Source organism: Pseudomonas juntendi, from assembly GCF_021560075.1.
GTDB classification, from domain to species: domain Bacteria; phylum Pseudomonadota; class Gammaproteobacteria; order Pseudomonadales; family Pseudomonadaceae; genus Aquipseudomonas; species Aquipseudomonas juntendi.
Genome location: NZ_CP091088.1, coordinates 133,165 through 145,465, shown reverse-complemented (window position 1 = coordinate 145,465; position 12,301 = coordinate 133,165). Strand labels below are relative to the sequence as shown.

Annotated in this window: 8 protein-coding genes; 6 read left to right on the top strand and 2 right to left on the bottom strand. The window is 60.7% G+C overall.

What is annotated here, in order from left to right; translation table 11 throughout:
* Nucleotides 1–814: 814 nt before the first annotated feature.
* Nucleotides 815–2,971 carry a type I secretion system permease/ATPase gene (locus L1P09_RS00675; RefSeq protein WP_054906148.1) on the top strand — a complete coding sequence of 719 codons (2,157 nt, stop codon included), beginning with the start codon at nt 815–817 and terminating at the stop codon, nt 2,969–2,971.
* Nucleotides 2,961–4,337, top strand: coding sequence for an HlyD family type I secretion periplasmic adaptor subunit (locus L1P09_RS00670; RefSeq protein ID WP_009685658.1), 1,377 nt, complete (start codon nt 2,961–2,963; stop codon nt 4,335–4,337). The genes L1P09_RS00675 and L1P09_RS00670 overlap by 11 nt, the downstream gene beginning before the upstream one ends.
* A 100-nt stretch (nt 4,338–4,437) precedes the next feature.
* Here L1P09_RS00670 and lapD read toward each other — a convergent pair whose 3' ends face one another.
* A complete protein-coding gene (gene lapD / locus L1P09_RS00665) occupies nt 4,438–6,384 on the bottom strand; it encodes a cyclic di-GMP receptor LapD (protein ID WP_192441385.1) in 1,947 nt (648 codons plus the stop codon).
* Between the two features lie 10 nt (nt 6,385–6,394).
* Entirely contained in the window at nt 6,395–7,156 is a 762-nt protein-coding gene (gene lapG, locus L1P09_RS00660; RefSeq protein WP_172828432.1) for a cysteine protease LapG, read from the bottom strand.
* A 204-nt stretch (nt 7,157–7,360) separates the two neighbouring features.
* Here lapG and L1P09_RS00655 point away from each other — a divergent pair, with 204 nt between their 5' ends.
* The 4 genes from L1P09_RS00655 (at nt 7,361) to L1P09_RS00640 (ending at nt 12,243) form a co-directional block, all read left to right on the top strand.
* On the top strand, nt 7,361–8,050 hold the full coding sequence (locus L1P09_RS00655; protein WP_054906150.1) for a GntR family transcriptional regulator: 690 nt from the start codon (nt 7,361–7,363) through the stop codon (nt 8,048–8,050).
* Nucleotides 8,051–8,157: 107 nt separating this feature from the next.
* Nucleotides 8,158–8,661: a sigma-70 family RNA polymerase sigma factor gene (locus L1P09_RS00650; protein ID WP_054906154.1), complete on the top strand. Its 504-nt coding sequence runs from the start codon at nt 8,158–8,160 to the stop codon at nt 8,659–8,661.
* Nucleotides 8,662–8,665: 4 nt separating this feature from the next.
* Nucleotides 8,666–9,634, top strand: coding sequence for a FecR domain-containing protein (locus L1P09_RS00645; RefSeq protein WP_192441382.1), 969 nt, complete (start codon nt 8,666–8,668; stop codon nt 9,632–9,634).
* A gap of 122 nt (nt 9,635–9,756) precedes the next feature.
* Nucleotides 9,757–12,243, top strand: a complete 2,487-nt coding sequence (locus L1P09_RS00640) for a TonB-dependent siderophore receptor (protein WP_235768310.1) — start codon at nt 9,757–9,759, stop codon at nt 12,241–12,243.
* Nucleotides 12,244–12,301: the final 58 nt, after the last annotated feature.

Sequence of the window (12,301 nt, the reverse complement as noted above, 5' to 3'; positions counted from 1 at the left end):
AACTATTGACCTTATACAGGCCATCCTAAACAATCGGCAATGTAATGTCACATTGATATTCGTACCTTAGCCAAGCCTATCCGCAGGACAAATGTCGTATGTCAGCGAACCGGTGTTTCGCGCGCAGTACGGTTAACTATTTCCGCGCCACAACGGCCGGTTTCCACTGGATAGGCAGCAACCTGGCGCCATTATTCTGATCGCCTGCAATCACTCGACAACGCTATCGCTTTGCAAGCATAAACCTTGCCGAACTACACCGCGAACCTCGCAAAACCGAGTCGCCAGACAACCACGCAACCTGCTGGCGCCACGCCGTCAGGGGCCATTCCTCGGTGCAAATCAAAGAGATAACGATCGGTGCGAAGTGCTGCGCCAGGAGGGATTGAAACCCAGCTGCGATTATTGATCGCGGATGCTTTGGCAGGCTGCTTTTTATAGATGAATTTTGACTAACAACCGACGAGAAAACGCCAATAAAACAGCGCCTGCTTACTGACCATGTCTACACTGGTTTTCCAAGACCACATGCCATGAAAAAAGGGCAAGCTATGCTGAATTCAGGCGTCAAAACCACGACGGGCCAAGTCAGAATATGAAACATTCACTGCACGGCACCCTCTGGTCGAAATGAAGCACGCAGAACTGTTTACTCAGTAACGATTCAAGGCGACCATGGCCATCTGCCCGAGCCCTGCGGTATCACACCGCCATCAGTACTGCCTGGCAGCACCCTAGAATGCCAAGGTGAGCCGGCCGAGCTTGAACGGCAGCCCACCTATCCCACCCACCACAAGGATGAAGAGAGCGCCGCGTGGAATCCGAAGTCAGTCGAGTCCAACTCAGCCACGATCCACGCAGTCAGCATGACGATCCGTTGCTGGATAGTCTGCTGAGCCTGTGTGTCCTGCACCAGAAACCCGCCAGCCGGGTCATGCTGACCACAGGCCTGCCGCTGCCCGCCCAGCGCCTGAGCCCCGAGCTGCTGCCCCGCGCCGCCGCCCGCGCCGGCCTGCAAGGGCGTCTGCTGCAGCGCAAACTTGAGCAGATCCCGACTATAGCCATGCCGGCCATGCTGCTGCTCAAGGAGGGCCGCAGCGCCGTTCTGCTGGGCTGGGAGAACGAAGATACCGCCCGCCTGTTGCTTAGCGAAAGCGACGGCGGCGAGGTGCACGTCAGCCGCGAAGCCCTGCTAGGCGACTACAGCGGCCGTGTGTTCTTCGCACAGCCGCAGCACAAGTTCGACGTCAACCACGGCAACCTGATCCCGCGGGCGAAGTCGTGGTTCCGCGACACGCTGTTGCGCAGCAAGTGGCTGTACATCGATGCCATCGCCGCCAGCCTGGTGATCAACCTGATTGCCCTTGCCGCCCCGCTGTTCGTGATGAACGTGTATGACAGGGTGGTACCCAACCAAGCCACTTCGACGCTCTGGGTATTGGCCATCGGTATCGCCGGCGCCTATATCTTCGACTTGATTCTCAAAGGCCTGCGCGGCCTGTGCCTGGACCTGGCCGGCAAGAAAACCGACCTGATCATCTCGGCAACGCTGTTTGAACGTATTGTCGGCATGTCGATGAAATACCGGCCGGCGAGGGTCGGCAGCTTTGCCCAGAACATTCACGAGTTCCAGGGCCTACGCGACTTCCTTGCCTCGCTGACCCTGACCAGCCTGATCGACCTGCCCTTCACGATCCTGATCCTGATCGTGATCGCCATCATTGGCGGGCACCTCGTATGGATTCCGATCATCGCCTTCCCCCTGGCCCTGGGTATCGGCTATGCCCTGCAGCGGCCGTTGATGGCAACCATGGAGCGAACCATGGCGCTAGCCTCTGAGCGCCAGTCCAGCCTGATCGAGACATTGGCCGGCCTGGATGCGGTCAAGGTCAACAATGCCGAAAGCGAACGCCAATACATGTGGGAGCAGACCCTTGGCACCCTCAGCCGTCTGGAGCTGCGTGTGAAGGTGCTGTCGAGCCTGGCGATGAACATCACCCTGCTGATACAGCAGTTGGCAGGCGTGGCAATGATCTGCGTCGGCGTGTACCTGATCATCGACGGCAACCTCAGCATGGGTGGCCTGGTAGCGTGCTACATGCTCAGCGGCCGTGCCCTGGGCCCGCTGGGCCAGCTCAACGGCCTGCTCGCGCGATACCAGCAAGCCAAGGTGACCATGGTCTCCACGGACCACATGATGGAGCTGCCGCAAGAGCGCAATTTCGAAGAGCGCCCACTGAGCCGCAAGGTACTGCAGGGCAGCGTGGAGTTTCGTGGGGTCGACTTCACCTACCCGAACCAGCAGAACATGGCGCTGAAGAACATCAACCTGACCATACGCCCCGGCGAAAAGGTCGGCATCATCGGCCGCAGTGGTTCGGGCAAGAGTTCACTGGCCAAGCTCATCGTCGGCCTGTACGAGGCCGACGGCGGGTCGCTGCTGGTGGACGGTGTGGACATCCGCCAGATCGACGTCAGCGAATTGCGCCATAACATCGGCTACGTCCCGCAGGATATCCAACTGCTGGCGGGCACCCTGCGTGACAACCTGGTCAGCGGTGCGCGTTACATCGAGGACGAACTGATCCTGCAGGCCGCTGAACTGGCTGGCGTACATGAATTCGCCCGGCTGCACCCGGACGGCTATGAGCTGCAGGTAGGCGAACGCGGGCAGAACCTGTCCGGCGGTCAGCGGCAGAACGTTGCCCTGGGCCGTGCGCTGCTGCTCAACCCGCAGATCCTGCTGCTGGACGAACCCACCAGTGCCATGGACAACACCGGTGAAGAGCGCCTCAAGCAACGTTTGCAGGCGGTGGTGGAAGGCAAGACAGTACTGCTCGTCACCCACCGTGCCTCGCTGCTGTCGCTGGTAGACCGCTTGATCGTGATCGATCGCGGGCAGATTGTCGCCGACGGCCCGAAAGCCGCGGTCATGGACGCGCTGAAGAAGGGGCAGATCAGTGTTGCATAAGCTGGATATCGGGCAGTTCAAGGATAGCTTGCGGCGCTATTTCAAAGGCTCCGAGTCACTGGGCGGCCAACCGCTGCCAGAGGTCAACAAGGCCCTGATCGAGGATGCCCCACGGGTGGTGCGGCTGACTATCTGGGGCGTCATCCTGTTTTTCGTGTTCCTGATCGTGTGGGCCAGCGTGGCCCCCATTGACGAGGTCACCCGGGGTGAAGGCAAGGCCATTCCGTCGTCCAAGGTGCAGAAAATCCAGAACCTGGAGGGTGGCATCGTCGCCGAGATCTTCGCCAAGGAAGGGCAGATTGTCGAAGTGGGCCAGCCGCTATTGCGTCTGGATGAAACCCGCTTCGCCTCCAACGTGGGTGAAACCGAGGCCGACCGACTGGCCATGGCCCTGCGTGTCGAGCGCCTGAGTGCAGAGGTGCAGGACAGCCCACTGAAAATCGACGAAGCCTTGCGCAAGGCGGCACCCAGCCAGGCTGCCAGCGAAGAGTCGCTGTACCAGAGCCGGCGCCAGCAGCTGCAGGACGAGATTGGCGGCTTGCAGCAGCAGTTGGTCCAGCGCCAGCAGGAACTGCGCGAATACAGCTCCAAGCGCGCCCAGTACGCCAACAGCCTGGAGTTGCTGCGAAAGGAAATCAGCATGTCTGAACCGCTGGTGGCCACCGGCGCGATTTCCCAGGTCGAGGTGCTGCGCCTGCGCCGTGCCGAAGTGGAAAACCGTGGTCAGCTGGACTCCACGGCACTGGCCATTCCTCGCGCAGAGGCGGCCATCCGCGAGGTGCAGAGCAAGATCGAAGAGACCCGCGGCAAGTTCCGCAGTGAAGCGCTGACCCAGTTGAACGAAGCGCGCACCGAGCTGAACAAGGCCACCGCAACCAGCAAAGCGCTGGACGACCGGGTAAACCGCACGCTGGTGACCTCGCCCGTGCGAGGTATCGTCAAGCAGCTGCTGGTGAACACCATTGGCGGGGTTATCCAGCCAGGTAGCGACATCATCGAAGTGGTACCGCTGGACGACACGCTGGTGATCGAGGCGAAGATCCTGCCCAAGGACATCGCATTCCTGCACCCTGGCCAGGAAGCCACAGTCAAATTCACAGCCTATGACTACACCATCTATGGCGGGCTCAAGGCCAAGCTGGAGCAGATCGGTGCCGACACCATCACAGATGAAGACAAGAAGACCACGTACTACCTGATCAAGCTGCGCACTGATCGCAGCCACCTGGGCACCGATGAGAAGCCCCTGCTGATCATCCCAGGCATGGTGGCAACGGTGGATATCATGACCGGCAAGAAGACCATCATGAGCTACCTGCTCAAGCCGATCATGAAGGCACGTTCGGAAGCACTGCGCGAGCGCTGATCAAGGGCTGTGAGGGCTAACAGCAAGAGCGGCCTTGCGTCGCGACAGGGGCCGCACTGCGGCCCTTTCACAACACCAGGCTGCTCCCTCCCTCATGCGATCAGCGCCAGGGCGCAGGCTCGCCAACCAGCTGCCCCTGTATTCCGCCTACGCCCATCTCCTGCAGTACCTTGCGCTCCCCTTCGGTCTCGACCCGTTCTGCGATCAATGGCAAATCAATGCTGTGCGCGGCCCGCTGGATCGCTTCGATGAACAGCCGCTTGTGCTGCTCGTGGTCGATGTTACGGATGTAGCTGCCGTCGATCTTGAGGTAGGCCAAGCCCAGATGGGCCAAGTTGCCAATCATGCTGAAGCGCCCGCCGAAACGCTGCAGCGCCAGGCCGAAGCCTAGCCCGTGCAGCCGCCGGGTGAGCTGTTCCAGGGCGGCCTGGTCAGGCAGTTGCTCTTCGCCGATTTCGAACACCAGGCGCGGGCCCAATGCTGCGTTCTGGCCTAGCAGCTCGAAGACCCGCTGCAGCGCCTTGGCGTCGCCAAGGGTGGCTGCGGAGAGGTTGAGCGCCACCACCTGATCGTGCCCGCGCAGGTGGGCCAGTACTTTCTCCAGTACCAGTACGTCCAGCCGCGGCATCCAGCCAAAGCGTTCCAGCCACGGCAGGAAGCGCCCTGCGGGCAAGGCCTCGCCCTGCCCGTCCTGCAAGCGCGAAATCACCTTGTGGTGCAGTACCCGTTGCGCTGTGGCGGTGTCCACCACCGGTTGGAAGAACAACTCGAAGCGGCCATTGTTGAAAGCCTGGTCCAGGCGCTCGTGCCACGCATGCTGGCTGTCCGCTGCTACGGCGGCAACGCCTTGTTCAAGGCACACCCACCCAGGGGTTGGCTGGTTCTCGGCGCGGGCCAGGGCTTCGTCGGCGAGCTTGAGCAGCGCCTGTGGCGCGTCACCAGGGCTATAGGGTGCAAGGCCGATGCAGGCCACCGGGTGAACATCACTGGCGCCGGTTTCATGCAGGCTGAGCAGGGTCGCTTCCAGCGCCTGGGCAAGCTGTACCGCCTCTTCATGCACCATGCTCGGCGCCAATACGGCGAACTCGCCGCCGCGGCTGCGGGAAATCAGGTCTTTGGTTTCCGGGAAACTGGCACAGGTACGGCGCAACTGCTCCCCCACCGCCTGTAGCAACTGATCGGTGCGCTGACCGCCCAGGCGGGCGTTCAAACCGGCCAGGCCTTGTACCCGCAAGAGCAGCAAGTAGCCGGCGCGGGCCTCTTCCAGATTACTGACCCGGGTGTTCAGCTGCATCTCGAAATAACGGCGGTTGGACAGCCCGGTGAGGCTGTCCTGGTAGGACTCTGCCCGCAGCCGCTCACTGCGCTCGGCCTGTTCGGTAAACAGCGCCTTGAGCTTTTCAACCATCTGGTTCATGGCCTGCACGACCCGGCGCAGCTCCGGGGTACGCGGCAGCTCTGGCAGGCTCAGGAATTCGCGGCGGGCAATGGCATGGGACTGCTCGACCATATAGTCCAGCGGGCGCAGCTGGCGGCGCAATAACAAGGCACCGAGCACGGCACTGGCGGCACCACACAACAGCAGCCAACCCAAGCTGCCCAGAGCGCTCTGCCAAAGTTTGGCGATGGCGAACATCGGATGGCTGACCACTTCGACGCGCGCGGCCTGCTGCCAGCCGCGGCTGACGATGGCATCGCCACCTGCGGCTTCAAGGCCGATCAAGCGCACGAACCACTGTGGCACGCCGCCGGGGTCCGGCTCGGCGTGGCGCTCCACCAGTACCGCATTTGAGCCCAAGTCGACAACTTTGATGCTTGCGTAGTAACCACTGTCGAAGATTGAGCTGATCATCAGCTCGACCATCGCCGGGTCGTCGATGTTCGGCGTCAGCGACAGCGCCAGCGCGGTCGCCGCATCCTGGGCATGCGAGCGCAGCTGGTTGACATACTGGCTGCGTGAGCTTTCCAGGCTGACCATGAAACTGCCACTGAAGGCGACCACCAGGAACAGGCAAATGGCCAACAGCAATTGTTTGAACAGTGACATCTGTGCTCCTTCAATAGACCGGTTCGGCCGGGAAGCCTTCGGCCTGCATTTTCTTCAGCAAATCCTGCCAGCGGGAAAGCCGCTTGGTATCACCGACCTTTTTGTTGCCTGCGGCCCCCGTCAGCCACAACCCCTCGCCATTGAAGGCATAGACCGGCAACAGGTCGGTTCGTTGGCTGGCAGGTTTGATGGCGTCCATCAGGCTATCGAGGACCAATGGCTGGGCCTGTGGGCTTGAATAATAGGTCAGGACCATGTGCGCTCGGTTCTGCCGCAACGCCTTGACGTAGGTGATACGCAGCTTTTCGCTGGCAATACCCATGCGCCGCAAGCTGAAATACTTGGCTATGGCGTAGTCCTCGCAGTCACCGGCCCCTTTGATGAGTGCCTGCACCGGTGTGGCCCAGTAATCGACCTCCTGCCACAGGTCGATGTCCTCGACATAACGCAGTTGCTGGTTGAAAAAGCGGTTCACCACCTGCAACCGTTCCAGCTCGCTGCCTTGGGCCTGCGTTGCCATCAGGCGCTGCCAGGCGTCGATACGACCCTGCCCCGCGCCCAGCGGGCCATACAAAGCCTGGGACTTGCGGCTGATCTGGGAAAAGTCCCAATCCGCGTGCAAGCCGCCCAGCAGCAGACCGCCCAGCAGCACGGCAAGGAAGGCAGGTCGCACAAGGCGTTTGAGCATCCAGGATATCGCCACTGCGAAGCCCTGTTCAGGCCAGTCGAAAGCAGCGATGGTGGGGCTTGCCAAGGCAAAAGACAATGGCACCCTGCAATCATCCACCCGCTGGTCAGCTTGCACCCTCTTTATGACTATATCCTTTTATAGGCTGCTTCCTTTGGCAGGCGACTTCATCCACCATAGCCGCGCCTTGTGGGGTGCTACTGGCGCTATCGACCGAGTTTGACACCCTGACAGGCAGTTACTAGTGTAATTGGATCCAACTTTAGTCATCGTTAAGGCAGGCTTTACGTGGCCGAGAAACTCAAACTGAGCAATGTGTTGGCCAGCGAGCAACTGTTGCCGCACCAGGCTCGTGGCGTGATCGAAGAACGCCTGCGCAGTGCCATTCTCGACGGTCGCTTGCCCCCTGGCACCGCCGTGCGCCAGCAAGAGCTGGCCAGCTTGTTCGGGGTGAGCCGCATGCCTGTACGCGAAGCCTTGCGCCAGCTGGAAGCGCAATCACTGCTGAAAGTGGAAATGCACAAGGGCGCCGTGGTTGCGCCCTTGATCGGCGAGGACGCGGTAGACACCTACGGGCTGCGCATACTGCTTGAGAGCGAGGCGCTACGCCAGTCCATCCCGTTGCTGGAGCCCAGCGACATCGCCCAGGCACGCGGCTACATCCAGCAGTTGGAGAATGAAACCCGCCACGCTGAAATCGGCCGGCTAAACCGTCTGTTGCACATGGCCTTGTACAGCAAGGCAAAAAACAAGAAGTTGCTACGCCTGATCGAAGACGAGCTCAACGAGGAGGAACGCTTTTTGCGCTTCCACCTCTCCTCCATGGGGCTGGGCAAGCTCACCCAGGATGATCACAACGCATTGGTCAACGCAGCCAGTGACAAGCACGTCGAAGAAGCCATTGCCGTGCTGGAGCGACACCTGAACAGCGGCGCAAGGGTGATCCGCAAATACCTGGATGGCCAACCGCGACACTAGTGTGCGTCCGCCAATGCGCCGCTGGAAAACGCACAGGTTGCAAATTATGGCGCCACCGCCAACAATGAGACTAATTATCATTAATGTCCATTGTTGATACCTCGCACATGCCCAGCGACGACTCCGTGCAAACGCTTTACAGTGACCACCACGGCTGGCTGCATGCCTGGCTGCGCAGCCAGCTGGGCAACGCCGCTGATGCTGCCGACCTGGCCCAGGACACCTTCGTTCGCCTGTTACAGCGCCGTGAGCAACTGCACTTGAACACGCCACGTGCGTTTCTGCGCAAAGTTGCACGCGGGCTGGTGATCGATCATTGGCGTCGCGAGGAGCTACACAAGGCGTACCTCGAGGCCTTGTCCAATCTGCCAGAAGCATTGGCGCCTGCGGCTGAAACCCGCGAACTGTTGCTGGAGTTGCTGGAGCGCATCGCGCGCATGCTCGATGGCCTGAAACCCAAAGTGCGCCGGGCTTTCCTGCTCGCCCAGTGCGAGGGGCTGAAGCACCAGGTCATCGCTGACCAGATGGGTATCTCCGTGCGTACCGTGGAGCGCTACATCGCTGATGCGCTCTACCACTGCTACGTGCTGCGCTATCAGGATGAATGCTGACGCCATGGCTGCTGCACAACCCGGAACACAAGCGGTCAAGCAGGCCATTCACTGGATGTTGAGGCTGCGCGAGAACGGGCATGATGCCGCCCTGCAACAGCAATGCGTGCAGTGGCGCGCGGCCCGCCAAGAGCATGAGCAAGCCTGGCAACGGGTGATGCAGATGCACCAGGATCTCGACCTGCGCGGCATTCCCGGTGCCGGTTTGGCCTTGCAGACCCTTGAAACCAGCCAGCGTCGGCTGCACCGTCGCCAGGCGCTGAAACTGCTGGGTGGCACGGCCATGGTCGGCGCAGCGGCATGGCTGGGCCGAGACCTGGATGGGCTCAGCTACTGGACCGCCGACTACGCCACGAGCATGGGTGAACGCCGCAGCTTCACGCTGCCAGATGGCACCCTGATGCAACTCAATACAGACAGTGCCGTGGACCTGGCCTTCGACGAGCAGCAGCGACTGGTTCGCCTGAAGCAGGGGGAAATGATGATTACCTGCGGCCAGGCAACCACGGCGCAGCGCCCCCTGCTGGTACAAAGCCGCGATGCCTTGCTTGAAGGGTTTGCCGGGCACTTCGTGGTACGCCAGGACAGCGACTGTACGCACGTCAGCGTCGGCACTGGCAGGGTAGCGATTCACCAGCCTGGTACCGGCCCGCTGCAGTGGATCGAAAGCGGCCAGAACTGGCGCCTGGACGCACAGGGTGCGCAGCGTCTGCAGCACGTGGACATGGACGCAATGGCCTGGAGCGAGGGGCTGATCGTTACCCGGGACATGCGCCTGGCGGACTTCCTCGCGCAGGTCAGCCGCTATCGCCGTGGTTACCTGGGTTGCAGCGAAGCGGTTGCCGGCTTGCGCCTCTCAGGGGTCTTCCGCCTTGAAGACCCGGAGCTTTTGCTGCAGCTACTCCCCCAGACGCTGCCAGTGAGGCTGCGCCAACGCACACGCTGGTGGGTACGCGTGGAAAGCCTGGCTTGAGCAGGCGGCACATGCAGGTGTGGCCGTAGGGCGGTGCCAGGTATTTTGGCGGGTTTTGAATGGCAGTCCGGCTAGGACAGTAAGCAACACCTTCCGCCCTCAACAGCCCTACGGACTTGAACATGTCTAACGACACCGTGCACGTATGCACACTCAACGCGAATGATTTTCGACCTGTCTTGCACTCAGCATTGTTACGCAATGCAGTGCGGGCAGCTGCACTTGGCACGGCCCTGGGCCTGAGTACTATTCCACTGGCCGCCATGGCGGCGGAAACAGCCCAGGTCAGCCAGCACTATTCCATACCTGCAGGCCAGCTGGACGATGTGCTCAGCCAGTTCGCCCGCCAAGCCGGCATCACACTGTCGAGCACGCCGCAGCTCACCAACGGTTTGCAGTCCAGTGGCCTCAATGGGCAATACGCCACCGAACAGGCTCTGCGCCAACTCCTCAATGGCAGTGGTTTGCGCGCTGTCAGCCAAGGGGGGCACAGCTACGTGTTGCAAGCGCAGCCGCTGGGCGCAGCGTTGTCGTTACCAGACACCGACGTCCGCGGTTTCAGCCTGGGTAATGCGCTGGGTAGAACCGAGGGCTATAACGCGACCCACAGCCAAGTGGCGACCAAGACCAGCATGCCGCTTGTGGAAACATCGCAATCGGTATCTGTGGTGACCCGCCAGCAGATCGACGACCAAGGGTCACAGACCGTCGCCCAGGCCATGCGCTATACGCCCGGGGTGCTAACCAACCCCTACGGTGCCACGCACCGCTATGACTATGTGGCGATGCGCGGCTTCAACGACGGCTCGGTAGACAACATCTACGTCGACGGGCTCAAATCCATGGGCGACAACGGCACCTATAGCACCATGCAGGTGGACCCGTATTTCCTGGAGCGCATCGACATCCTCAAGGGGCCGTCCTCGGTTCTGTACGGCCGCAGCTCACCAGGTGGGTTGGTCGCGTTGACCACCAAGAAACCGCTGTTTTCCGCCTACCATCAGGTACAAGCTACGGTCGGCACCCAGGGCCAGCGCGGCATGGGCTTCGATTTCAGCGGCCCAGTGGATGAAGACCAGCGTATCGCCTATCGCCTGACGGGCCTGGCGGATGCCTCTGATACGCAGTTCGACCACAACAAGGAAGAACGCTACGCCATTGCTCCCGCGATCAGCGTGGACTTCAGCGAAGATACTTCGCTGACCTTGCAGGCCTATCTGCAGCACGACCCCAACGGCGGCTACCACGGCGGTAACCCGGCAGACGGCATGCTGCACCCGCGTAATGGTTTGCGCCTTTCCGATCACTTCTTTGAAGGCGAAACGGGTATCGACAGCTACGAACGCACGCAACAGTCGTTCAGCTATCAGTTCGAGCACCGCTTCAATGACATCTTCACCGCTCGGCAGAACTTCCGTTACCAGGATTCCGATGTGTCGATGGACCAGGTTTATTCCGCCGGTTGGGCAGATGCCGAAAGCAATATCCTGAACCGCGCCTACACCGGCGGCGACGAGCGGCTGCATTCGTACATCATCGATAACATGCTGCAGGCAGAATTCTTCACCGGCGCCGCCAAGCACACCCTGCTAATGGGCACGGACTACCAGCGACGCAAAGCTGACGTTGAATGGCGTTACGGTACCGTAAACCCGTTGGACGCCGGCAACCCGCAGTACGGTAATGGCAACCTGCAGCTGCTGGGAGAAAACCGCTATCAGCGCCGTTTGCAGCAAACGGGGGTATACCTACAGGATCTAGTGGAGCTTGATCAGTGGCGCTTTTCCCTGGGGCTGCGTCAGGACTGGGTGAAGGTGTCCGAACAGAACCGTGACAGTGATACCAAGGTGAATGACCAACGCTCTAAGTTCACAACGCGTGCCGGCGTGCTTTACCTGTTCGAAAATGGCATTGCGCCCTATGTCAGTTACTCGGAGTCATTCAACCCGAATACCGTCTCCGATCAGGATGGCCGGCCTCTGGCACCTACCGAGGGTACGCAGTGGGAGGCGGGCATCAAGTATCAACCCAGCGGCAGCGACAATTTGTTCACCGCGTCGGTATTCCGCATCGAGCAAGAGAACCTGGCGTCGAAACAACCGAACGAAGACTTCTATCGCGCCGTAGGTCAAGTGCGCTCGCAGGGCCTGGAGCTGGAGGCACATGTGCAACTCAGCGACAGCCTGAAGCTGCTGGGTGGCTACACCTTTACCGATATCGAGTATTCCAAGTCGATGCCGAGCCTGGTGTCGGGCAACCTGGACAACAAGGGCAACTCGCCGACTCAGGCGCCAAAGCAGATGCTCTCGCTATGGGCTGACTACAACTTCCACCAAGGGGCCCTGGATGGCCTGCGGCTGGGCGGCGGCGTGCGTTATGTGGGCTACAGCTGGGTGGATGCGGAAAACAGCATGAAGGTGCCCTCCTACACGCTGTTCGATGCTTCCGTGGGCTATGACCTGGGCAAGGTCGGCCTGACCGGTGTAGATGTGCGCCTGAACGCCAATAACCTCACCAATGAAAGCTACATCACTTCATGTGCCAGCCTGAACTACTGCTACATGGGTGAAGAGCGCAATGTGAGTGCAACACTGAGTTATCAGTTCTAGGCAGATGGCCAGGGCTGTTTGGCACTTTCACCGCAGCCCCTGTACCTGAAAAGACAAA

Coding starts and splice junctions, on each gene's coding strand:
- lapD (WP_192441385.1), bottom strand. CDS start 6,384: ATGTCACTGTTCAAACAATTGCTGTTGGCCATTTGCCTGTTCCTGGTG.
- L1P09_RS00650 (WP_054906154.1), top strand. CDS start 8,158: ATGCCCAGCGACGACTCCGTGCAAACGCTTTACAGTGACCACCACGGC.
- L1P09_RS00645 (WP_192441382.1), top strand. CDS start 8,666: ATGGCTGCTGCACAACCCGGAACACAAGCGGTCAAGCAGGCCATTCAC.
- L1P09_RS00640 (WP_235768310.1), top strand. CDS start 9,757: ATGTCTAACGACACCGTGCACGTATGCACACTCAACGCGAATGATTTT.